This is a genomic window from Trichormus variabilis 0441, assembly GCF_009856605.1.
In the GTDB taxonomy this organism is placed as follows: Bacteria; Cyanobacteriota; Cyanobacteriia; order Cyanobacteriales; family Nostocaceae; genus Trichormus; species Trichormus variabilis.
In genome coordinates, this window is record NZ_CP047242.1 from 247,528 (window position 1) to 269,752 (window position 22,225).

Below are 22,225 nucleotides of genomic sequence, written 5' to 3' on the forward strand. Positions count from 1 at the left end.
GATCATTGGAGTCTGCATATGAAGAATGTGACACTCAAGCTACGCGGTATGAGTTGCGCTTCCTGCGCTAAAAGTATTGCAGATACTATTAATTCTGTCCCAGGTGTCCATGACTGTAGTGTGAACTTTGGGACAGAACAGGCAACAGTTAATTATGACCCCAGAAAAACGGATTTACAAGCCATCCAAAACGCAGTGAATGCAGCAGGTTATTCTGCATCTCCCCTCCAAGAACAAAACTTGATGGCGGGAGACGATGATGAAGAAAAAAGATATCGTCTGCAAGAATCCCGTGATTTGCGGCGAAAGGTAACAGTAGGGGGCATCATCAGTATCGTGCTGGTGATTGGCTCACTACCAATGATGACAGGGTTACACCTGCCTAGCATTCCTACATGGCTGCATAACCCTTGGCTGCAATTAATCCTCACCACTCCTGTACAGTTTTGGTGTGGTTACTCCTTCTACATCAACAGCTGGAAAGCTTTCCAGCGCCATGCTGCCACAATGGATACCCTAATTGTTTTAGGTACAAGTGCAGCATATTTCTATTCCCTATTCGCAACTTTATTTCCGGGCTTCTTCATCGCCCAGGGATTGATGCCGGATGTGTATTATGAAACTGCGGCAATTGTCATTACTTTGATTTTGTTGGGGCGACTGTTCGAGAATCGTGCCAAAGGACAAACCTCAGAAGCTATCCGCAAGCTGATCGGTTTACAAGCGAAAACAGCCCGGTTGATTCGCAACGGACGAGAAGTAGATGTACCGATTGAGGAAGTAGAAATTGGTGATATTGTGCTGGTTCGTCCTGGGGAAAAAATTCCCGTTGATGGAGAAGTAATTGACGGGACATCCACAATTGATGAAGCGATGGTGACTGGGGAAAGTATACCTGTGCAAAAACAACCAGGGGATGAAGTTATAGGTGCAACTATCAATAAAACTGGCAGTTTTCAGTTTCGAGCCACCAGAGTTGGGAAAGACACTGTACTGGCGCAGATTGTCCAACTAGTGCAGCAAGCCCAAGGCTCAAAAGCTCCTATTCAAAGACTAGCAGACCAAGTTACAGGGTGGTTTGTGCCGGCGGTAATTGCGATCGCTATTCTCACCTTTATTATTTGGTATAACTTCATGGGTAATATCACCCTGGCATTGATGACCACTGTTGGAGTGTTAATTATCGCTTGTCCTTGTGCTTTGGGTTTAGCCACCCCAACTTCAGTGATGGTAGGTACTGGTAAAGGTGCAGAAAACGGAATTTTAATTAAAGGCGCTGAAAGCTTAGAATTAGCGCACCAAATTCACACAATTGTCTTAGATAAAACCGGCACAATTACCCAAGGTAAACCAACAGTTACAGATTTTGTCGCAGTTAACGGTACTGTTAACAGCAATGAAATTAAGCTGATACAGTTAGCCGCATCCCTAGAACGCAATTCTGAACATCCCCTTGCAGAAGCAGTTGTGAGATATGCTCAATCTCAGGAAGTAACTTTAGCAAATGTCACAGACTTTGCCGCCGTGGTAGGTAGTGGTGTGCAAGGTATTGTTGCTCACCATCTTGTGCAGATTGGTACACAACGCTGGATGGAAGAATTAAGTATTAACACTCAAGCTTTGCAGCCAGACAAAGAACGCTTAGAATATCTGGGTAAAACAGCCGTGTGGTTGGCAGTTGACGGGGAAATTGCCGGATTAATGGGAATTGCTGATGCCATTAAACCCACTTCCACCCAAGCTATCAGAGCATTGCAAAAACTTGGTTTAGAAGTTGTCATGCTCACAGGCGACAATCGCCGCACCGCCGCAAGTATCGCCCGTGAGGTGGGGATTAAAAGAGTGTTAGCAGAAGTCCGTCCCGACCAAAAAGCCGCTACAGTCCAAGCAATACAAGCAGAAGGCAAAATTGTCGCAATGGTTGGTGATGGGATTAATGATGCACCAGCTTTAGCTCAAGCCGATGTGGGAATTGCCATTGGTACAGGTACAGATGTGGCGATCGCTGCCAGTGATATTACCCTGATTTCTGGCGATTTGCAAGCCATAGTTACAGCCATTCAACTCAGCCGCGCCACAATTTACAACATCCGCCAAAACCTATTTTTTGCCTTTATTTACAACGTTGCAGGTATCCCCATCGCCGCCGGGATTCTCTTCCCTATCTTCGGTTGGTTACTTAATCCCATCATCGCCGGTGCAGCAATGGCTTTTAGCTCAGTTTCCGTCGTCACAAATGCTCTGCGTTTACGTAAATTTCAACCTAAAACACCTGCATAAGAGGTTTTTCAACGGTGAACAAAACAGCACTCATCGGCAGTATAGCCAGTTTAGGACTTGCATTAACAATTGCATCGGGAACAACAAAAAATAAATTATCCGAAATTCATGGTTTAGTAGGGTGCGTCAGTGCCATAGAATCTAACTATACTCAGAAATTATTCACACTGACGCACACTACATTTTGGATATTTTTTTATCTGGAAGTCCCATCTGCTCAAGCAGCATTACAAACATCACATAAGCCACACTCAGCCCAAACCAATCCATTTCCACCCATTAACCAGCCATTAGGAAAAAAGTTAGCCATTACCCTCGGCGGATTAGGGCTAATTGGCTTAGAACTCTGGTGGTTCTTGCTGAGTAAACCCAAATCACAAACAGCAGTTGCCACAGATGAGAATATTCAGCATTGACGGGGGATATGATCCAAGTTGTTGACTCTCTAGTTAGCTGGAGAGTTTAGTATAAGATCAGCAATCATATCTGACCGAAGGTTTGGTAAGTATGTTAGCCCAAACAGAAGCAAAACAAATTGGCGTAGTTGCCAAAGAAAGCGGCGTACCAATTAAAACTATCCGCTACTATGAAGAACTTGGTCTACTCACATCATCAGGCAGAACCGAGGGAGGATTTAGATTATTTAACTCTGATGTTTTGGCAAGACTACACTTTATTAAACGCGCTCAAAGTTTAGGATTAAGCTTGTCAGAAATCAAGGAATTTTTAAACGTCCACGATAGAGGACAGTTACCTTGTGAGCATATCAAAATTAAACTAGAAGATAAAGTAAAAGCTATTGATGAACAAATTCAGCAATTACTAATTTTGAGACAAGAATTATCAGGATTACTTTCTGGCTGGGAAATCAAGCCTGATAATTCTTCTACAACTATTTGCCCAATTATTGAAAATTAATTAGATAATGTTAGCAATGTTATAGAAAAAGCTCAAACAAGTGGATTGATGATTGTTAATTTGTTTTATGAAAGTAATGAAAAAGGGTTAATTGCAAACTTATTTAGTATCCTGCTTGCTTATCGACTATATTTCGTAAAGACTGACCAGTACGGTAACGCTCTAGATTATCGAGAAATAAGGTAGCGATGCGTTCTTTTAATACTGGGGAAATTGCGGATGTATGGGGTGTAATAAAGAGGTTGGGTAAAGACCATAAATGACTTTCGGGTGGTAAAGGTTCAATAGAAACTGTGTCTAATCCTGCACCTCCAATCCAACCTTCGGTGAGGGCTTTAGTTAAGGCTGATTCGTCTACAACTGCACCACGACCGACGTTAATTAAATAAGCATGACTAGGTAGCGATCGCAGTACTTCTTCATCAATTAAGGCTTTAGTTTCTGGTGTCAGAGGTGTGGCTACAACTAGATAGTCAACTTCTGGTAACAATGCGTGCCATTCATTGCCAACAAAGATTTTATCAAAATTAGCTAGAGGTTCAGGGCGACGACGACCACCCCAAACTATCGCCCCAAATGCTTTAAGACGAGATGCGATCGCTTGACCTATATTCCCAGTACCGAGAATTAATACTGTTGATTTTGCTAACTCTGGTAGTACCAACCAGCTTTTTCGCCAAATGCGTTGATCGTGAGCAGCTTGCAGTTGTCGTAACTGTTTGGCGTGATAAAGGATCAAACTTAAGACAAACTCGGAAATGGGAATTGCATGAACCCCCGCGCCATTGGTGAGGATAATATCATGTTCCAGAAAAATGGGTGTGAGAATGTGATTCACACCAGCACTAGGTGTCTGTTGCCAACGTATTCCAGGGGCAGCCTCTAGAACTTTATGTAAAGTCGTTGGTTTCAATTTAAAGCCGTTGAGGTAAATCTCTGCATCACTAGCATCACCATCAAAATTACCATCACTATCTACCTGCACAAATTTTGTATCTGATGGTAGCCGTGGGGAAATCTCATTAGCAAGCTCTACAGGTAAAATTAGTTTGACCACGGGTTAATCCTTTACGTCAATTGTCAATTCTCCAGAGTTTTACCTGGGCGGTGTTCGCGCTCGTGTACTTCCTTGGTGTTGCCATCAAGTGCAAACAATCGAAGGAACCACTCATAACTACAAGTATTGTACAGCATCTTGATAGATTTACCGTATTATAAAATAATTAAACACAGTGCTTCCCCTCCCCAAGTGCTGGATCACCATTCTCATTTACGAAATACAGAGATTTTTGAGCCAACTAGTTAATTTAAAAAGCAAAAATTAACGCAGACTACAGGTAAAGCAGATACAAATTTTAAGAATAAAAGTATATACCAACCAACTGTCAACCCTGTCCTTGGCTCTCATGGGATGATACACAACGGAATCCAATATGGCAGGTTGAAGTGTCTATTGTTTCTGCGTGGCGGGCGGCTGGACGATAGCGAAAGCAATAATTTTCTGCACAAAGAAAAGATCCACCTTTCAAGACTTTTCTGGGAATACGGATGTCTGAAAAGTTTGGGTCAAAACTTTCTTCCAAAGTCCCGCCTCTGGGATTGACGGGAATACAACAAGATTTTGGTTTGGATGGGAGAGGTTGTGAACGATACCAATCCATTGTCCATTCCCAAACATTACCCGTCATATCATACAAACCATAGTTATTAGGAGGGTAAGAGCCGACGGGTTCCGGTCGGGGTGGGTGAGATTTGAGGTTTTGCCAAGGAAACTCCCCTTGCCAGATGTTAGCTAATAACTTGTTGTGGAAAAACTCATTACCCCAGACATAAACAGCACTTTCTAAACCACCACGGGCTGCAAATTCCCATTGTGCTTCCGTTGGTAATGCTTTCCCTGCCCATTTTGCATATGCCTCAGCATCCTCGTAAGCAATATGCACAACAGGATAGTTTTCCCGTCCTTTAATTGAACTACCAGGCCCTTCGGGATTTCTCCAGTTTGCGCCGGGAACATAATTCCACCAATTACAGGAGTTTAAATCAACTCGATAAGGTGGTTGCTCAAAAACTAACGAGGCAGGTACTAGTAATTCTGGTAAAGCTCCCGGATAATCCTCTGGATTTGGTGAGCGTTCAGCAACGGTAACATATTTAGTTTCCTTAACGAATCGCTGAAACTGTTTATTTGTCACAGCATATTTATCCATCCAGAATCCAGTGACGGTAACGCGCCGAGTGGGTGCTTCTTCTGGGTAATGATCATCTGACCCCATTGTAAATGTATCACCCGGTATCCAAACCATATCTTTGCCTGGTGGTCTGCCTGGAGATTTGGGCTTTGGTGTGGCGATCGCTACCTCACTTTGTCTATGCTGTTTCATGAACTGTTATCTAACGTAATTAACCCAAACTGGAAAGAGGGAGTAGAGGGTATGAATAAAAGAAGAACTGAATTTTTCCCTACATCCCTATTTCTTAAAAGTTAAGATCCATAAGGCAACATTTGTAATTCCCAATGTTGGAATTGGTTGCGTAGTCGTGTAAATACCTGTGCATTACTATCCTTGAGGTCTGTTGTTTCGCCTGGATCAGTTGCTAAGTTAAACAAAGCTTCTTGGTTTCCTCGTCTCCAATACTTCCAGTCACCGCTTCGCACAGCTCTTTGCCTTGTTGTTAACGCCGCCCCATAACGCCAAAACAAGGTGCGGGAAAACTCACTGCGATCGCCACGTAGTAAGGGAAGTAAATTTTGACCATCTGGTGGATAGTTGGGATGGAAACTTGTGCCAGTGGCAGCAAGAATAGTTGCAGTTAAATCAAAAGTGATAATCACCTGATTGCTCACTTGATTAGCTTGAGTCACACCTGGATAGCGAATGATGGCAGGTACTCGTATACCACCTTCATATAAACTAGCCTTTTGCCCCCGGAATGGCCCAAAGTTAGAGAATCTTTCGCCACCATTATCACTGGTAAAAATTACCAAGGTATTATCAGCTTGTCCGCTTGCTTCCAGTGCGTCTAATACTCTGCCAACTCCGTCATCCAAACTCTTGACCATTGCAGCATAGGTTGCTTGTGAACCACCTACTGTATAACCATTAGTCAGATAAAAAGCAGTTGATGCTTGATCATTTGGCCCCTGCCAAGGCCAATGGGGCGCATTGTAGTGCAAACTTAGATAAAATGGGCGAGAGTGTGGACGTTGGATGAATTCAACTGCTCTGTCTGTAAACAAATCTGTAACATACCCAGAACGCTGTACAGGTACATCATTTTCATAGAGATCCAGTATCCGATCTGTACCTGTATGCGTGAAATATTCAATTCCACCGCTTAAGTGTCCAAAGTACTCGTCAAAGCCCTTTTGGAGAGGCCCAAAGTTAGGGGGATAACCAGCGTGCCACTTACCAACCAACGCAGTTTCATAACCATTTGCTTTCAGTAGTGAGGCTATGGTGGGTTGATTGGCTGGTATTCCTATGTTATTACTAGCTGGTTGTGAGCGCGCGCCTAGAGGTTCTCGTAAGCCGACGGGTAATCGCGCTTGATATCGTCCCGTTAAGAAAGCTATCCGTGTAGGAGTACAAACGGTTTGATTCGCGTAAGCATTCGTGAAACGTACTCCCTGCCGTGCCAGTCTGTCTAGATTAGGAGTTTCGTAATCTGTGCGTCCATAGATGCTCAGGTCGCCCCAACCCATGTCATCAACTAAAATAAACACCACATTTGGGCGACTAGATTGGGCTGTCGCTCTTGAGAATAAATTGGCACTAGCTGTGGCCATAAGAGTACCAGCAGCAGTCATACCTAAGAACTTACGACGATTCACACCGCCATGTATGTACTGTGTCATTGATTAATCTCCCTTTCAGTATGGAAACTATATGAAGCAGATAAGTATAAAAAAATATACATAGCGAAATGTTCCCAATTAACTTGTTTACAAGCTTGGGAGGTATAAAGTTTATTTAGTAAATATCTACGGTAATTTGATTGAGATACCGGGTTAATCTTACAGCTAGGAGTATCACACGGCTAGTAAAACAAAGTCAAGCACTTAAGATTGTCCAAATTTATTCCTTAAATTTGTGTTAAGGGCATCACTAAATATAGGAAAAATTATTTTTACGGTTTATCGGTAGACAAGCTGTATTATAGATGGTAATTTTTACCAAGGATGGAATATTAACTCAAGCATTTACCTAGTAAAGTTCAGCGTATGAAAGCTCTAACTCAAATCAAAAAAGGATCTGCGATCGCTATCGGCTCAATAGGATTAGCGGCAATTGCTACTCTTTCCGTCGCCCTACCCTCTCCAGTCAAAGCTGCAACAGTGCAAGGGTTAGCATTTTCTGTCTCTAGTGGGCCTGATCCCAACGGATATGGTATTTACTTTAGCTCCAGCACCAGCAATCCATTTAGCAATCCTCCTGGTAAGAATGAGGTTGGTAGCTATTACAACGAAGATATTCGCGGTCTTTCTGAATACAATCTTGCCGGCTTGTCTACTACATCATTAGCGACGGTCAGTTTTAATGTTTTTCAGTCAGGTGGACTGTTTCCTGCTCAAAATGACTTCCCTTTTACGGGAAATATCAAGGTTATTAGCTATCTTGGCAACAACGAGGAGAATTTATATGATTATCAAGCTCCATCCATTGCCACTATAGGATCTTTTAGTACAGCCAATCTAGCAACTGGAAACACTTTGAGTTTTGATATCACCTCAATTTTCAATAGTGCTATTAATAACGGATATTCCTCTTTAGGTATCCGTTTACAAGTTGATGATGGGACAAATCCAGACGGTGGAGCTTGGACATTTGATAGTTTCCGTTTGACCACAGTTCCCGAACCCAATTCTGTACCAGCATTGATGGTTGTTGTTTTTGGTACTGGGTTCATTCTCAAAACTAGAGTCAAACAAAAATTGGGTGTGATACCTGGTAAACGCCTGTCTTAAGGTCTTATTCTAGTAGGCGGTATAACTTCTTTCTCTGTATCTCAATTGTTTGAGAATAGGTACACAGCACAGAATAGTTAATATCAATAAACTACAAAACTATCTGCTAGTACCAGTTCAATATTAAAACCCTCATTAATTAATTTCGTAATACTATTAAAGTGCTAGTTTAAGGTGCGTTTGCCTTGAGCGATCGCTTTATTTTTCTGCTATGCTTGAGGGTATGAATTTGAACCTAAAAGTTAGCTGCACTGCTAAAGTAGCCTTTTAGCCTCTACAGTTTGCGGTAATCGAACAGGTTCTTGTAAATTAGGAATCGCTAATTCCCAACCGTTGGCTAAAGTGAGGACTTTACCATCAGATCCCTCTGTTTGCTTGACTACTTCTTCTTCCAGGTCTTTTTTGGCAATATAAACCATTAGATTTCCCGCAGAATTCTGGCGCAGCATGATTTTCATTTAATTTCCTCAAAAATTTCTAGTTCTTTTTTGCGACAACCGACAATAAAACCCTTTTCGATAAAATGCACTGCATAGATATAGGAATTTTGCAGAAATGTACCAATACTGACAACATAGCCAACCTCTCCTTTTTTTGCTAATGTTGCCCCAATTTCTTGCCCAGGATAAGTGCCATCGTTACGGATTAGCTTGCGAGTTCTGACTTTTGCGCCAATTTCAAATGCTGGTGGTAAGTCTAGTTCTAATTCATCTGATTGCATAATGCTGAAAGACTTTAAATCTTTGATCGATATTGATTTATTTGTAAAGTTAATGACGACTACTTATATCAGATAGCTCTGATCATTCCAGTGCATATATTAATTTGTACTCAATTAATATCAATCCCCGTACCATCGGATGTCCCCAGCTAAAAAAAGTTTTTTTCAGGGTAGGGTACGAGAATTTTTTCCTATCAGCAGTGAGTTATTATTTACTGTGGAATCAAGTAGCACCAAGGGTTGGTGGAAGTTCCTATCCTAATTTGTACTCATTGGTTAATGCAGATAACTGCGGTGAAAAGAATTTTCTGTATATCAAGCTACAAGACGCTTAATCTATTACCATTTTGCTAAGAAATAATAAAATTCTGTAGCTACATATACATTAATGAGTAAAAATATAAATATTAAAAGTTCTCTAGCAAATATTTTTGCCGCCTGTATGTTATCCTTGCAATAGAGCAAGTAAACACATCACAGAAGTTGCAATAGTCAATCTGTATATGAAGACACAATTTTATATAAAGTTATTTTAAAATTACTTTTTTAAATCAAGAAAGTGTTATTTTGGATACAGAATTGCATTTTGCTAGAACCCTGGAGTAGCTATTAGTTCACTATTGCAGCTATTTATCTCGAAGCAAAAACAAATGAATAATGCTTTGGGCAGGCGATCGCCAGCTATCTGAGTACATATAGAAAAAACAAAAAAATAGGTCAAAATACACCCAAAATATTGCTAGTATTGGGTTATAGGTGAGTACATAAATACTTACACCCCTTCATCATAAATACTCGTACCCTGGCAGAAAAATACTAGCACCCATACCTAAAAAAATTTTTTCAAATTTCCTGAAACCTTGTGGATTCTGGGTTTCATTTCTTGAGTACAAAATTAATTATTTTAATAAATTCTAAAAAACACTCACAAATTTTTGTTTTCAATTGGCTGCTATAAATAAAAACATCGTATAGCTAAACACCCAAAGCGCTAACCAAACTCGAAAGTTAACGGTGAATAGAAGTTGCGGTTTTAAGCCTAAATTTTCCCCAAATCCCCAACGTGGATAAACTAGCCGAAAGTCAAACCATTTTGGATTTTAGATTTGTGATTCTCGATGGAATCACCAATCCACAATCCAACATTGGTAACGTAGGCAGGTTCTCAGAGACGCGACTTTAATTCCTGGCTGAGATTGAAGTTTCAGCATCTTACCCTAATAGTAGCGAAATTCAATGACACCACCACCTACAGGACTTCTAACATCTGCCACTCCACAAACAAAAACTCAACCCAAATCTAATAGTTGTGGTTGTAGCAGCAAAACAGATACAACAACTGGTTTAGATGAGAAAATCAAGGCGCGGATTGAAAAACATCCTTGTTATAGCGAAGAAGCACACCACCACTATGCACGGATGCACGTTGCTGTAGCACCAGCTTGCAACATCCAATGCAACTATTGTAATCGCAAGTATGACTGTGCAAATGAAAGCCGTCCTGGTGTAGTTAGTGAATTACTCACACCAGAAGAAGCAGCGCACAAAGTCCTGGTGATTGCTGGCAAAATTCCCCAAATGACTGTATTGGGAATTGCCGGGCCTGGAGACCCCCTAGCGAACCCTGAAAAGACTTTCCGCACCTTTGAGTTAATTGCCGAGAAAGCACCAGATATCAAACTTTGCCTGTCAACCAACGGATTAATGCTTCCCGATTACGTCGATCGCATTAAACAACTCAACATTGATCACGTCACCATTACTATTAATATGGTAGACCCAGAAATCGGCACAAAGATTTATCCTTGGGTTCACTATAGGCGCAAACGCTACAAAGGCATAGAAGCTGCTCAGATTCTGCACGAAAAGCAGATGGAAGGATTGCAAGCCCTCCAAGAAGCAGACATTCTCTGCAAAGTTAACTCGGTCATGATTCCGGGAATAAATGACGAACACTTAGTAGAAGTTAATCAAGTCATCCGTTCCAAAGGTGCATTCCTGCACAACATCATGCCCCTAATTTCCGCCCCAGAACATGGTACTCACTTCGGTTTGACTGGTCAACGCGGCCCCACAGCTAAAGAACTGAAGCAAATACAAGATAACTGTGCTGGCAATATGAAAATGATGCGCCACTGTCGCCAGTGCCGCGCGGATGCGGTAGGGTTATTAGGTGAAGACCGCAGTCAAGAATTTACTAAAGAAAAATTCATGGAAATGGCTCCAGAGTACAACTTGGAGCAACGCCAAACAGTTCATGCAGGTATTGAAAAATCCCAAAAAGAAATCCAAGTCGTCAAAGAAAAAGTAGTAGAGACATTACAGACAACATCTTTCAACAATAGTCCTAAAATTCTAGTTGCAGTCGCTACTAAAGGCGGTGGCTTAGTTAACCAACACTTTGGTCATGCTAAAGAGTTCATGATTTACGAAGTAGATGGTAAAAGTGCTAAATTTGTCAGCCATCGCAAGATTGACCATTATTGCCAAAGTGGATACGGAGAAGAAGCCACTCTCGACAACATTATTCATGCTATCTCTGATTGCCAAGCCGTTTTAGTCTCGAAAATTGGTAACTGTCCTCAAGAACAATTACTCAAGGCTGGTTTACAAACAGTTGAGGCTTACGACGTGATTGAAAAGGTGGCTTTGGAATTTTACGAGAAATGGATTCTAGAGGCTAGGGACTAGAAAATAATCGTCAAAACCCTCTCGTCTGCTCCCTCTGCGGTCTTAATGATAAGTCTTTCAGTAAACACAATATAAATCGAAGCATGAGTGTGATTTATTTAGATAACAATGCCACAACTCAGGTAGATGCAGAAGTTCTAGCGGCGATGCTGCCTTACCTCACCGAGTTTTACGGCAATCCTTCATCAATGCACACCTTTGGCGGACAAGTAGGTAAAGCTGTACAACAAGCTAGGGGGCAAGTTGCTTTCTTGTTGGGAGCAGAAGAATCAGAAATTATCTTTACCAGTTGCGGTACTGAGGGCAACAATGCAGCTATCAAGGCAGCTTTAGCCGCACAACCGGAAAAGCGTCATATTATTACTACTCAGGTAGAACACGCAGCCATAATTAATGTCTGCAAACAACTGGAAAAACAAGGTTATAAAGTTACCTATTTATCTGTAGATAGTCAGGGACAAATTGATTTGCTGGAACTAGAAGCAGCCTTGACCGGCGATACGGCTTTAGTTTCCACCATGTACGCTAATAATGAAACTGGCGTAGTATTCCCCATCGAACAGATTGGGTTACGGGCGAAAGATGCAGGCGCTATCTTCCATGTCGATGCAGTGCAAGCGGTGGGGAAAGTTCCCCTCAACCTCAAAACTAGCAGCATTGATATGCTTACCCTCTCCGGTCACAAACTCCATGCACCCAAAGGTATCGGTGCGCTGTATATTAGACGCGGTGTGAGATTTCGTCCTCTGTTAGTGGGTGGACACCAAGAGCGAGGACGCAGAGCAGGTACAGAGAATGTTCCAGGGATGATTGCCTTGGGTAAAGCGGCAGAATTAGCCCAGATACACTTAAAAGATGTGAAGCGGGAAAAGGCATTACGCGATCGCCTGGAACAAGGTTTACTATCGGCAATTCCCAATACCGAAGTCAACGGTCATCCTACTTCTAGATTGTCCAACACTACCAATATCGGTTTCAAATACATCGAAGGCGAAGCGATTCTCCTCTCCCTCAATAAATACGGCATCTGTGCATCTTCGGGTTCTGCCTGTACTTCTGGTTCTTTAGAATCTTCCCATGTTTTACGGGCTATGGGCTTACCCTATACCATTCTCCACGGTTCGATTCGCTTCAGCCTTTCACGCTACACCACTGAAGCAGAAATAGATAAAGTCCTCCAACTCATGCCCCCAATTGTTGAACGTCTGCGGGCTATCTCTCCCTTTAGTAATGACCAAGCTGATTGGTTGCAAGGAAGGGAGGAAGCGTTGGCTCATTGAGAGAGCAGAGGAGGAAGTGTCTTTGATATCCATAACGAATAACAAAACAAATAATCAATACACAATCTAAATCAGTTATGTGGGAATATACAGAGAAGGTATTAGAGCTTTTTTACAATCCCAAAAACCAAGGTGCGATCGCAGATAGTAACGAAGCAGGTGTGGCAGTGGTTTTTGGTGAGGTGGGTAGTATTGCCTGCGGAGATGCTTTGAGACTGCACCTGAAGATAGAAGTAGACACTGATAAAATTCTGGATGCTCGTTTTCAGACCTTTGGTTGTACCAGTGCGATCGCTTCTTCCTCGGCTTTGACTGAGTTAGTTAAGGGTTTAACTTTAGATGCAGCGCTGAAAGTTACCAATAAGGAGATTGCTGAATACCTGGGGGGATTACCAGAAGCCAAGATGCACTGTTCGGTAATGGGGCAAGAAGCTTTAGAAGCAGCGATTTTCAAATATCGAGGTATTCCTGTAGCTGCTCATGATGATGATGAAGGGGCGTTAGTTTGTCGCTGCTTTGGAATCAGCGAGTCTAAAGTTCGCCGTGTGATTCGGGAAAACAACCTCACCACTGCCGAACAGGTAACAAGTTATATCAAAGCTGGTGGCGGTTGCGGTTCTTGTCTAGCTGATATCGATGACCTCATCTCTGCGGTTATCAAGGAATCAGCACCTGTGGGTACTAGCTACAAATTAAGTACACAAATTGCCGCTACTACTCAGAAACAATCCCCACGACAGCTAACAACTGTCCAAAAAATCGCCTTGATTCAAAAAGTTTTGGATGAAGAAGTTAGACCACTACTGATTGCTGATGGGGGAGATATCGAACTGTACGATGTGCAAGGAGATAACGTCCAAGTAGTATTGCAAGGTGCTTGTGGTTCTTGTCCTAGCAGTACCGCCACCCTCAAAGTTGCCGTTGAAGCCAAATTACAAGAGCGTGTTAGCCAAAGCTTGCGAGTAGAAGCAGTTGACCCATTATTCAGTGTCAGTAGAGCTAGATAAAAATTTTCACCTAACTAAATAGATGCACAATTTCTCTTTTCTCGTTCCCAACGTTTTAGAGCGTTCACCTCCGTTAGGGCGTAGTTCATCGCCACCAAGGCCGTTCTCAAAAGCGATCGCCTAGTTATTTTAGAGCGATCGCCGCCATCAAACACAAACCATAAAATCCCAACAACGAAAATTATTGCAGGAGAAACAACCATGATTGACAACATTAGACAAATCGCTTTCTACGGTAAAGGTGGTATCGGTAAATCCACAACCTCGCAAAACACGATCGCTGGTCTTGCAGAAATGGGCGAACGCATCATGATTGTCGGATGCGACCCCAAAGCAGACTCCACTCGTTTGATGTTGCACAGCAAAGCTCAAACTACCATTCTCCACTTAGCTGCGGAACGCGGTGCAGTCGAAGATTTAGAACTGGACGAAGTATTATTGACTGGTTATCAAGGCGTTAAGTGTGTCGAGTCTGGCGGCCCCGAACCCGGTGTGGGTTGCGCTGGACGTGGTATCATCACCGCCATTAACTTCTTAGAAGAAAACGGCGCTTACGAAGACCTCGATTTCGTTTCTTACGACGTATTAGGCGACGTTGTTTGTGGTGGTTTCGCCATGCCAATTCGGGAGGGGAAAGCACAAGAAATCTATATCGTTTGCTCCGGTGAGATGATGGCGATGTATGCGGCAAACAACATTGCTCGCGGTATTTTGAAATATGCTCACTCCGGTGGTGTACGCTTGGGTGGTCTCATCTGCAACAGCCGTAATGTTGACCGAGAAGTCGAATTGATTGAAGCATTGGCTGAAAGACTCAATACCCAAATGATTCACTTTGTCCCTCGCAACAACGTAGTACAACACGCAGAACTGCGCCGGATGACAGTAATTGAATACGCTACCGAACATCCCCAAGCCAACGAATACCGCACCTTGGCGAAGAAAATCAAAGAAAATACCAAACTGACCATCCCCACCCCCATCTCAATGGACGAATTGGAAGAACTGCTGGTGGAGTTCGGTATTCTTGGCGGCGAAGAAGAATATCAAAAAGCGATCGCTCAAGACGCAGGCAAAGCAGTAGTAGTCTAATACTCTGTCTCGTAGTGAGGCTGAAACCCTCACTACTCGCCCTTACTTCATGGAACTCCAATAGCAACTTCCTCATCCCCAAAAATTATGTCACCTACCGAATCTTTAAACGAAACAACGCCAGTCGTTGATAAAAAAGAACTTATTCAAGATGTGCTACAAGCCTATCCCGAAAAATCACGTAAAAGACGGGAAAAGCACCTCAACGTTTACGAAGAAGGCAAATCAGATTGCGGCGTTAAATCCAACATCAAATCAGTTCCCGGTACAATGACCACCCGTGGTTGCGCCTATGCAGGTTCTAAAGGTGTGGTTTGGGGGCCAATCAAGGACATGATCCACATCAGTCACGGCCCGGTCGGTTGCGGTTACTACTCCTGGTCTGGTCGTCGTAACTATTATATCGGTACTACTGGTATCGATACCTTCGGCACAATGCAGTTTACCTCCGATTTCCAAGAACGGGACATCGTATTTGGTGGAGATAAAAAACTCGCCAAACTCATCGATGAAATTGAAGAACTATTCCCCCTCAATCGTGGTATTTCCATACAATCCGAATGTCCCATCGGTTTAATTGGAGACGACATCGAAGCCGTTGCCAAGAAGAAAACCAAAGATACTGGCAAAACCGTTGTTCCTGTACGTTGCGAAGGCTTCCGGGGTGTGTCTCAGTCCCTGGGACACCACATTGCTAACGACACCATCCGCGACTGGGTATTCCCCAAAGCCGACAAAGCCAAGAAAGAAGGCACACTCGGATTTGAACCAGGCCCTTACGATGTAGCAATCATCGGTGATTACAACATCGGCGGTGATGCTTGGTCTAGTCGCATCCTCTTAGAAGAAATCGGGTTGCGCGTTGTAGCGCAGTGGTCTGGCGACGGCACACTTCATGAGATGATGCTTACCCCCAGCGTGAAACTGAACTTAGTTCACTGCTATCGCTCCATGAACTACATCGCCCGCCACATGGAAGAAACCTATGGTATTCCGTGGTTAGAATACAACTTCTTCGGCCCCACTCAAATTGCTAAGTCATTACGAGAAATTGCAGCCAAGTTTGACGAAACCATTCAAGCAAAAACAGAAGAAGTCATCGCTAAGTATGAAGCCCAAACCAAGGCTGTGCTTGACAAGTACCGCTCCCGCTTAGAAGGAAAAACCGTTGCACTCATGGTTGGTGGTCTACGTCCTCGCCACGTTGTACCAGCATTTGAAGACCTGGGTATGAAGCTAATTGGTACAGGATATGAATTTGGTCACAACGACGACTACAAACGCACTACCCACTACGTAGAAAACGGCACTCTGATTTACGATGACGTATCTGCTTATGAGTTCGAGCAGTTCGTTAAAGCACTCAAGCCCGATTTAATTGCCTCTGGTATTAAAGAGAAGTACGTCTTCCAAAAAATGGCGCTTCCCTTCCGGCAAATGCACTCATGGGATTATTCCGGGCCATACCACGGCTACGACGGATTCGCCATCTTCGCCCGTGACATGGATCTAGCTCTCAACAGCCCCACCTGGAGTTTGATTGGCGCTCCTTGGAAGAAGTAAAAGCTTTTTTTAACGCAAAGGTACGCAGAGGTTTACGCAAAGGTACGCAGAGTTTTTTGAAGGAGACTACCAATGGCTCAAAATGATGTAAACAAGATTAAGGATCACGCCGAACTTTTCCAACAGCAAGAATATCAAGAATTATTTCAAGCCAAGAAAGAGTTTGAATGTGGACACAACCCCGAAGAAGTTACCCGCATTGCTGAGTGGACAAAAACCTGGGAATACCGCGAAAAGAACTTTGCTCGTCAAGCTTTGACCGTTAACCCTGCGAAAGCTTGTCAACCTCTAGGCTCAATTTTGGCAGCCGTGGGTTTTGAAGGTACACTACCTTTCGTACATGGTTCTCAAGGTTGCGTTGCTTACTTCCGTAGTCACTTAACCCGCCACTTCAAAGAACCGTTTTCTGCTGTATCCTCCTCTATGACAGAAGATGCAGCCGTATTCGGTGGTCTAAAAAACCTGGTTGAAGGTTTAGCAGTTTCCTACAACCTATATAAGCCCAAGATGATTGCTGTCTGCACTACCTGCATGGCAGAGGTAATAGGAGATGACCTGCAAGCTTTTATCAGAACTGCAAAAGAGGAAGGTGCTGTGCCTGAAGACTTCCCAGTTCCTTATGCTCACACCCCCAGCTTTGTAGGTTCCCATATTTTGGGTTACGACAATATGATGAAGGGGATTCTGTCGAATTTGACAGCCAGGAAGAAGAAAGAAACCACGAACGGCAAAATCAACTTTATTCCAGGATTTGAAACCTATATTGGCAACCTGCGCGAAATTAAACGGATTGCCAATGTGATGGGAATTAACTACACCTTGTTGGCAGATAACTCAGAATACCTGGATTCTCCAAATAACGGGGAATACAATATGTATCCTGGCGGAACTAAGCTAGAGGATGCGGCTGATTCCATCAATGCAGAAGCGACCATTGCCCTGCAAGCTTACGCCACTACTAAAACTCGTGAGTACATCGAACACGAATGGCAGCACAAGACTTATGTTAACCGTCCAGTCGGAATTCGTGGCACTGATGAATTTCTGATGAAACTGTCGGCGTTAACTGGCAAGCCAATTCCCCAAGAATTAGAAGATGAACGCGGACGCGCTGTGGATGCCTTGACCGATTCTCAAGCATGGTTGCACGGTAAGCGCGTGGCGATGTATGGCGATCCTGATTTGGTGATTGGTTTGACACAATTCCTGTTAGAAGTCGGTGCAGAACCAGTTCACATCGTTGTCAGCAATAGTAACGAACATTTTGAAGCAGAACTGCGGGCATTACTGGACTCTAGCCCCTTTGGTCAAGGTGCTACTATCCACGGTGGGCGTGACCTGTGGCACATGAGGTCTTTGCTATTCACCGAACCTGTAGACTTGCTCATCGGTAACTCCTACGGTAAATATCTCTGGCGCGACACCAAAACCCCATTTGTACGGATTGGCTACCCCATCTTTGACCGCCACCACCTACACCGCTACGCCACCTACGGCTACCAAGGCACAATCAACCTACTCAACTGGATAGTTAACACCATTCTGGATGAGTTGGATCGTAACACCATCATTCCATCCAAAACCGATATTTCCTACGACTTGATTCGATAGTAACTAGGCGATCGGTAATTTGGTAAAACTGCCAATTACCGTTTCCCCCATACTCAATCCATCTTGACCGTTATGAGTACCATCATCCACACCCCCGAAAACTTCGATATTCTCTCCCCCCTACGCCGATGGGTAGATCAAATTCAAGTGTGCGATCGCCGTACCGCCCATCTAATTTGCCGCCTCATTCCCTGCTGCTGTCCCTTTGAACGAACCCTTACATTGCTGGGACACACCATCCACATCCCCCCACTCTGCAAACTCAATCCCCTCTACGACGAATTTATAGCCTTACGCTTCCGCAGCCTCTCCTACCTCTCTGATGAATGCGGCGAAGATATCACCAGATACATCTGCTAGCTCTCCGCGCCCCTCCGCGCTTACCTTTGCGTCCCTCTGCGTTAAAAAATCTTCCTCAAACTCCCATGAAAATCACCCAAGGCAAAATTAACGAGCTGCTAAGTGAGCCAGGATGCGAACACAATCACCACAAACATGGGCAGAAAAAAAACAAATCCTGTCATCAACAAGCCCAACCTGGTGCAGCACAAGGAGGTTGTGCTTTTGATGGCGCATCAATCGCCCTCGTTCCCATTACTGATGCAGCTCATTTAGTCCACGGGCCGATCGCCTGCTCTGGTAATTCTTGGGGTGGTCGTGGTAGTCTTTCCTCTGGTTCCCATCTCTACAAAATGGGTTTTACAACCGACCTGAGTGAGAATGATATTATCTTCGGTGGCGAAAAGAAGCTGTACAAAGCCATCTTGGAGGTACAGCAACGCTATCAACCTGCGGCAGTTTTTGTCTACTCCACTTGTGTTACAGCATTGATTGGTGATGATTTGGATCCAGTCTGTGAAGCCGCAGCCAAGAAAACAGGTATACCTGTAATCCCTGTCAATTCCCCCGGTTTTATTGGTAGTAAAAACCTTGGTAATCGTGTCGGTGGGGAAGCCTTACTAGAATATGTTATCGGTAGTGCTGAACCAGAATATACAACACCATTAGATATCAACCTCATTGGTGAGTACAACATTGCCGGCGAATTGTGGGGTGTTCTGCCCTTATTTGAAAAATTAGGTATTCGTGTCCTCGCTAAAATTACGGGTAATGCTAAGTATAAAGAAGTGCAATATGCTCACCGCGCCAAGCTGAATGTGATGATTTGCTCCAAAGCCCTGATCAACGTGGCAAGAAAGATGGAGGAGCGCTATGGCATTCCCTACATTGAAGAATCTTTCTATGGCGTGGATGACATGAATCGCTGTTTGCGGAATATTGCTGCTAAATTAGGTGATCAAGGTCTGCAAGAACGAGTAGAACAGTTAATTGCCCAAGAAACTGCTGCTTTAGATATTGCTTTGGCTATTTATCGCGATCGCCTCAAAGGTAAACGTGTTGTTCTTTATACCGGAGGTGTGAAAAGTTGGTCAATTATCTCGGCGGCTAAGGACTTGGGGATGGAAGTTGTCGCCACTAGCAGCAAGAAAAGTACCGAGGAGGATAAAGCTAGAATTAGAGACTTACTGGGCAAAGATGGCATCGTCATGGAAAAAGGCAATGCTCAAGAACTGTTACGAGTAATCGCCCAAACAAAAGCCGATATGCTGATTGCTGGTGGTCGCAATCAATACACTGCCCTAAAAGCCCGCATCCCCTTTTTAGATATTAACCAAGAACGGCATCATCCCTATGCTGGCTATGTGGGTATGGTGGAAATGGCGCGAGAACTGGATGAAGCCCTTTATAGTCCAGTATGGGGGCAGGTGCGTAAGTCGGCATTGTGGCAGGAGGGAGTAGGGGAGCAGAGGAGCAGGGGAGCAGAGGAGCAGAGGGGGAAAACTGTAGTCCAAAATTCGCATAAATCGGTTGCGGTTAATCCTTTGAAGCAAAGTCAACCTTTGGGTGCAGCCTTGGCATTTTTAGGTTTGAAAGGTGTAATGCCTTTGTTTCATGGTTCCCAGGGTTGTACTGCCTTCGCCAAAGTCATGTTAGTGCGGCATTTTCGGGAAGCTATTCCCTTATCCACCACTGCTATGACTGAAGTTACTACGATTTTGGGTGGTGAGGATAATATTGAGCAGGCTATCCTGACTTTGGTTGAGAAGTCAAAGCCAGAAATCATTGGTCTGTTAACTACCGGACTTACGGAAACCAGAGGGGATGATATGGAAGGTATCCTCAGAAGTATCCGCAAACGCCACCCAGAATTATATGATTTGCCGATAATATTTGCTTCTACTCCAGATTTTCAGGGTGCATTGCAGGATGGTTTTGCCACCGCAGTCGAAAGCATAGTTAAGGAAATTCCCCAACCGGGAGAAACCAGACTAGACCAAATCAATATTTTGGTGAGTTCTGCCTTTACCCCAGGGGATATACAGGAAATTAAAGAGATTGTCTCAGCTTTTGGACTAGAAACGATTGTTGTCCCTGATCATTCCACCTCCCTTGATGGACACTTGGATGATTCCTACAGTGCGGTGACTGGTGGTGGTACAACTTTGGCAGAACTGCGACAGATGGGTAGTTCGGTGTTTACCCTTGCACTAGGCGAAAGTATGCGCCGTGCAGCCGAGAGTTTGCAAACACAGTTTGGCATTCCTTACGAGGTGTTTCCTCAACTGACTGGGTTAGATGCAGTGGATAACTTCTTGCAAGGGTTGGTAGATATTAGTGGTAATGCAGTTCCAGAAAAATATCGCCACCAACGCCGTCAGTTGCAAGATGCGATGCTAGATACTCACTTTTACTTTGGGCGTAAGCGGGTATCGTTAGCACTAGAACCTGATTTGTTGTGGTCGATCGCCTCGTTTTTGGCATCAATGGGTGCGGAAATTCACGCCGCAGTGACTACTACAAAGTCGCCGCTTTTAGAAAAACTGCCAGTGGAAAAAGTCACTATTGGGGATTTGGAAGACTTTGAGCGACTTGCTGTAGGGTCTGATTTGGTCATTGCTAATTCTCATGGTAAAGCCATTTCCCGCCGTCTACAAACTTCTTTTTATCGTCTTGGTTTTCCTATTTTTGACCGCTTGGGTAATGGACAGCGTTGTACTGTCGGCTATCGAGGTACTACACAACTTTTGTTTGATATTGGCAATTTATTTCTGGAAGCAGAAGAAGAAAAAGCCAAGCATTAGAAATTTCGTAATCCTTGGAGGATAAATTATGAAAATTGCTTTTGCAACTAATGACCAAGTTCATATTAATGCTCATTTTGGGTGGGCTAATAAAATTGATGTCTATGAAGTTTCACCAGATGGGTATCAGTTTCTCAATACTTTGAGGTTTGAGGGCGACCTGAAAGAAGATGGTAATGAGGATAAATTAGTGCCAAAAATTGAAGCTTTAGCTGATTGTACGATTGTTTATGTATCAGCAATTGGCGGCAATGCGGCTGCTCGGTTAATTAAGAAACGCATTACACCAATTAAGGCGCGGTCTGAGGATGACAAAATCACTGACCTTTTGGAACAGTTAGTCAAAACTTTGAAAGGCAGTCCTCTACCTTGGTTACGGAAAGCTTTACAGCAAAAATCATCAAGTTTTGTAGAGGAGGAAGTAGGCGTATGAGTTCAACTGAAATTGTTAATCAACCTGTTAGTAGCAAAGCTTTAAATTCTCCATTTGTTGAAGAATTGGTAAGACAAATTCGCGCTCAGGATTCTTATGGATTTTATCGCAATTGGTCGGATGAATTAATTCTGAAACCTTATATTGTCAGCAAGCAAGCTAAACGCCAAATCTCTGTAGAGGGTGATGTTGAGTCCGCTACCAAAGCCAGAATTATGTCATTCTATCGGGCGATCGCCTCCCAAATCGAACAGAAAACTGGCTCACTATCCCAGGTGGTTCTCGATTTGAGTCATGAAGGTTTTGGTTGGGTGTTGGTATTCTCTGGTCGGCTGTTGTTAGTTGCTAGAACTTTACGCGATGCTCAACGTTTTGGCTTTGATTCGATAGAAAAGTTAGCAGCAGAGGGTGAGAAACTGACACTAAAGGGGATTGAGTTGGCGGAGAAATATACTGAGGTTACTAAGTTGTAATCAAGATAATTTTTTATCACGCAGAGTCGCAGAGAGATGAGGAG

The 22,225-nt window shown here is 43.6% G+C and carries 20 protein-coding genes; 14 read left to right on the plus strand and 6 right to left on the minus strand.

The annotated features are described in order from the left end of the window. Positions 1 to 18 precede the first annotated feature (18 nt). From GSQ19_RS00855 to GSQ19_RS00865, 3 genes are all read left to right on the plus strand, one after another. A complete protein-coding gene (locus GSQ19_RS00855) occupies positions 19 to 2,280 on the plus strand; it encodes a heavy metal translocating P-type ATPase (protein ID WP_011320915.1) in 2,262 nt (753 codons plus the stop codon). Between the two features lie 14 nt (positions 2,281 to 2,294). Continuing rightward, the gene (locus GSQ19_RS29925) at positions 2,295 to 2,696 is read left to right on the plus strand and encodes a hypothetical protein (RefSeq protein ID WP_011320916.1); all 402 of its coding nucleotides are present in this window, start codon (positions 2,295 to 2,297) and stop codon (positions 2,694 to 2,696) included. 91 nt (positions 2,697 to 2,787) lie between these two features. Beyond that, on the plus strand, positions 2,788 to 3,198 hold the full coding sequence (locus GSQ19_RS00865) for a heavy metal-responsive transcriptional regulator (RefSeq protein WP_011320917.1): 411 nt from the start codon (positions 2,788 to 2,790) through the stop codon (positions 3,196 to 3,198). Between the two features lie 103 nt (positions 3,199 to 3,301). On the opposite strand, the gene GSQ19_RS00870 is transcribed toward GSQ19_RS00865, so the two are convergent. The 3 genes from GSQ19_RS00870 to GSQ19_RS00880 all read right to left on the minus strand — a co-directional run bounded on the left by GSQ19_RS00870 (position 3,302) and on the right by GSQ19_RS00880 (position 7,057). Further along, positions 3,302 to 4,255, minus strand: a complete 954-nt coding sequence (locus GSQ19_RS00870) for a D-2-hydroxyacid dehydrogenase (RefSeq protein WP_011320918.1) — start codon at positions 4,253 to 4,255, stop codon at positions 3,302 to 3,304. A 328-nt stretch (positions 4,256 to 4,583) separates the two neighbouring features. After that, positions 4,584 to 5,582, minus strand: a complete 999-nt coding sequence (locus tag GSQ19_RS00875) for a formylglycine-generating enzyme family protein (RefSeq protein ID WP_011320919.1) — start codon at positions 5,580 to 5,582, stop codon at positions 4,584 to 4,586. Between the two features lie 101 nt (positions 5,583 to 5,683). Beyond that, positions 5,684 to 7,057: a sulfatase gene (locus GSQ19_RS00880; RefSeq protein ID WP_011320920.1), complete on the minus strand. Its 1,374-nt coding sequence runs from the start codon at positions 7,055 to 7,057 to the stop codon at positions 5,684 to 5,686. Positions 7,058 to 7,423: 366 nt separating this feature from the next. Between GSQ19_RS00880 and GSQ19_RS00885 the strand changes: the two genes are divergently transcribed. Continuing rightward, positions 7,424 to 8,167 (plus strand): hypothetical protein, encoded by a 744-nt coding sequence (locus GSQ19_RS00885; protein ID WP_011320921.1) that lies wholly within the window; start codon positions 7,424 to 7,426, stop codon positions 8,165 to 8,167. Positions 8,168 to 8,421: 254 nt separating this feature from the next. On the opposite strand, the gene nifT is transcribed toward GSQ19_RS00885, so the two are convergent. Both nifT and GSQ19_RS00895 read right to left on the minus strand, forming a co-directional pair. Beyond that, entirely contained in the window at positions 8,422 to 8,625 is a 204-nt protein-coding gene (gene nifT, locus GSQ19_RS00890) for a putative nitrogen fixation protein NifT (RefSeq protein WP_011320922.1), read from the minus strand. After that, entirely contained in the window at positions 8,622 to 8,888 is a 267-nt protein-coding gene (locus tag GSQ19_RS00895; RefSeq protein WP_011320923.1) for a nitrogen fixation protein NifZ, read from the minus strand. The genes nifT and GSQ19_RS00895 overlap by 4 nt, the downstream gene beginning before the upstream one ends. A 1,236-nt stretch (positions 8,889 to 10,124) precedes the next feature. Here GSQ19_RS00895 and nifB point away from each other — a divergent pair. The 3 genes from nifB to nifU all read left to right on the plus strand — a co-directional run bounded on the left by nifB (position 10,125) and on the right by nifU (position 13,866). Continuing rightward, a complete protein-coding gene (gene nifB / locus GSQ19_RS00900; protein WP_011320924.1) occupies positions 10,125 to 11,579 on the plus strand; it encodes a nitrogenase cofactor biosynthesis protein NifB in 1,455 nt (484 codons plus the stop codon). 83 nt (positions 11,580 to 11,662) lie between these two features. After that, positions 11,663 to 12,859: a cysteine desulfurase NifS gene (nifS, locus tag GSQ19_RS00905; RefSeq protein ID WP_011320925.1), complete on the plus strand. Its 1,197-nt coding sequence runs from the start codon at positions 11,663 to 11,665 to the stop codon at positions 12,857 to 12,859. Between the two features lie 77 nt (positions 12,860 to 12,936). After that, entirely contained in the window at positions 12,937 to 13,866 is a 930-nt protein-coding gene (gene nifU, locus GSQ19_RS00910) for a Fe-S cluster assembly protein NifU (RefSeq protein WP_011320926.1), read from the plus strand. Positions 13,867 to 13,880: 14 nt separating this feature from the next. Here nifU and GSQ19_RS00915 read toward each other — a convergent pair whose 3' ends face one another. Continuing rightward, positions 13,881 to 14,069: a hypothetical protein gene (locus GSQ19_RS00915; protein WP_041456380.1), complete on the minus strand. Its 189-nt coding sequence runs from the start codon at positions 14,067 to 14,069 to the stop codon at positions 13,881 to 13,883. Here GSQ19_RS00915 and nifH point away from each other — a divergent pair. From nifH to GSQ19_RS00950, 7 genes are all read left to right on the plus strand, one after another. Further along, a complete protein-coding gene (gene nifH / locus GSQ19_RS00920; RefSeq protein WP_011320927.1) occupies positions 14,068 to 14,958 on the plus strand; it encodes a nitrogenase iron protein in 891 nt (296 codons plus the stop codon). The genes GSQ19_RS00915 and nifH overlap by 2 nt on opposite strands. 87 nt (positions 14,959 to 15,045) lie before the next feature. Continuing rightward, the gene (nifD, locus tag GSQ19_RS00925) at positions 15,046 to 16,521 is read left to right on the plus strand and encodes a nitrogenase molybdenum-iron protein alpha chain (protein ID WP_011320928.1); all 1,476 of its coding nucleotides are present in this window, start codon (positions 15,046 to 15,048) and stop codon (positions 16,519 to 16,521) included. Positions 16,522 to 16,593: 72 nt separating this feature from the next. Then, positions 16,594 to 18,132, plus strand: a complete 1,539-nt coding sequence (gene nifK / locus GSQ19_RS00930) for a nitrogenase molybdenum-iron protein subunit beta (protein WP_011320929.1) — start codon at positions 16,594 to 16,596, stop codon at positions 18,130 to 18,132. 72 nt (positions 18,133 to 18,204) lie between these two features. Next, on the plus strand, positions 18,205 to 18,492 hold the full coding sequence (locus GSQ19_RS00935) for a Mo-dependent nitrogenase C-terminal domain-containing protein (protein ID WP_011320930.1): 288 nt from the start codon (positions 18,205 to 18,207) through the stop codon (positions 18,490 to 18,492). A 65-nt stretch (positions 18,493 to 18,557) separates the two neighbouring features. Then, a complete protein-coding gene (locus GSQ19_RS00940; RefSeq protein ID WP_011320931.1) occupies positions 18,558 to 21,275 on the plus strand; it encodes a bifunctional nitrogenase iron-molybdenum cofactor biosynthesis protein NifEN in 2,718 nt (905 codons plus the stop codon). 28 nt (positions 21,276 to 21,303) lie between these two features. Beyond that, positions 21,304 to 21,708: a nitrogen fixation protein NifX gene (nifX, locus tag GSQ19_RS00945; RefSeq protein WP_011320932.1), complete on the plus strand. Its 405-nt coding sequence runs from the start codon at positions 21,304 to 21,306 to the stop codon at positions 21,706 to 21,708. Continuing rightward, positions 21,705 to 22,181, plus strand: a complete 477-nt coding sequence (locus tag GSQ19_RS00950; protein WP_011320933.1) for a NifX-associated nitrogen fixation protein — start codon at positions 21,705 to 21,707, stop codon at positions 22,179 to 22,181. Before nifX ends, GSQ19_RS00950 begins: the two co-directional genes overlap by 4 nt. Positions 22,182 to 22,225: the final 44 nt, after the last annotated feature.

Excerpts from the sequence above, each read along its gene's own strand:
- GSQ19_RS00935 (WP_011320930.1), top strand. The coding sequence starts at position 18,205 with ATGAGTACCATCATCCACACCCCCGAAAACTTCGATATTCTCTCCCCC.
- GSQ19_RS00855 (WP_011320915.1), top strand. The coding sequence starts at position 19 with ATGAAGAATGTGACACTCAAGCTACGCGGTATGAGTTGCGCTTCCTGC.
- GSQ19_RS00885 (WP_011320921.1), top strand. The coding sequence starts at position 7,424 with ATGAAAGCTCTAACTCAAATCAAAAAAGGATCTGCGATCGCTATCGGC.
- nifU (WP_011320926.1), top strand. The coding sequence starts at position 12,937 with ATGTGGGAATATACAGAGAAGGTATTAGAGCTTTTTTACAATCCCAAA.
- GSQ19_RS00865 (WP_011320917.1), top strand. The coding sequence starts at position 2,788 with ATGTTAGCCCAAACAGAAGCAAAACAAATTGGCGTAGTTGCCAAAGAA.
- nifS (WP_011320925.1), top strand. The coding sequence starts at position 11,663 with ATGAGTGTGATTTATTTAGATAACAATGCCACAACTCAGGTAGATGCA.
- nifD (WP_011320928.1), top strand. The coding sequence starts at position 15,046 with ATGTCACCTACCGAATCTTTAAACGAAACAACGCCAGTCGTTGATAAA.
- GSQ19_RS00875 (WP_011320919.1), bottom strand. The coding sequence starts at position 5,582 with ATGAAACAGCATAGACAAAGTGAGGTAGCGATCGCCACACCAAAGCCC.
- nifX (WP_011320932.1), top strand. The coding sequence starts at position 21,304 with ATGAAAATTGCTTTTGCAACTAATGACCAAGTTCATATTAATGCTCAT.
- nifH (WP_011320927.1), top strand. The coding sequence starts at position 14,068 with ATGATTGACAACATTAGACAAATCGCTTTCTACGGTAAAGGTGGTATC.
- GSQ19_RS00940 (WP_011320931.1), top strand. The coding sequence starts at position 18,558 with ATGAAAATCACCCAAGGCAAAATTAACGAGCTGCTAAGTGAGCCAGGA.
- nifB (WP_011320924.1), top strand. The coding sequence starts at position 10,125 with ATGACACCACCACCTACAGGACTTCTAACATCTGCCACTCCACAAACA.
- nifK (WP_011320929.1), top strand. The coding sequence starts at position 16,594 with ATGGCTCAAAATGATGTAAACAAGATTAAGGATCACGCCGAACTTTTC.
- nifT (WP_011320922.1), bottom strand. The coding sequence starts at position 8,625 with ATGAAAATCATGCTGCGCCAGAATTCTGCGGGAAATCTAATGGTTTAT.
- GSQ19_RS00895 (WP_011320923.1), bottom strand. The coding sequence starts at position 8,888 with ATGCAATCAGATGAATTAGAACTAGACTTACCACCAGCATTTGAAATT.
- GSQ19_RS00950 (WP_011320933.1), top strand. The coding sequence starts at position 21,705 with ATGAGTTCAACTGAAATTGTTAATCAACCTGTTAGTAGCAAAGCTTTA.
- GSQ19_RS00880 (WP_011320920.1), bottom strand. The coding sequence starts at position 7,057 with ATGACACAGTACATACATGGCGGTGTGAATCGTCGTAAGTTCTTAGGT.
- GSQ19_RS00915 (WP_041456380.1), bottom strand. The coding sequence starts at position 14,069 with ATGGTTGTTTCTCCTGCAATAATTTTCGTTGTTGGGATTTTATGGTTT.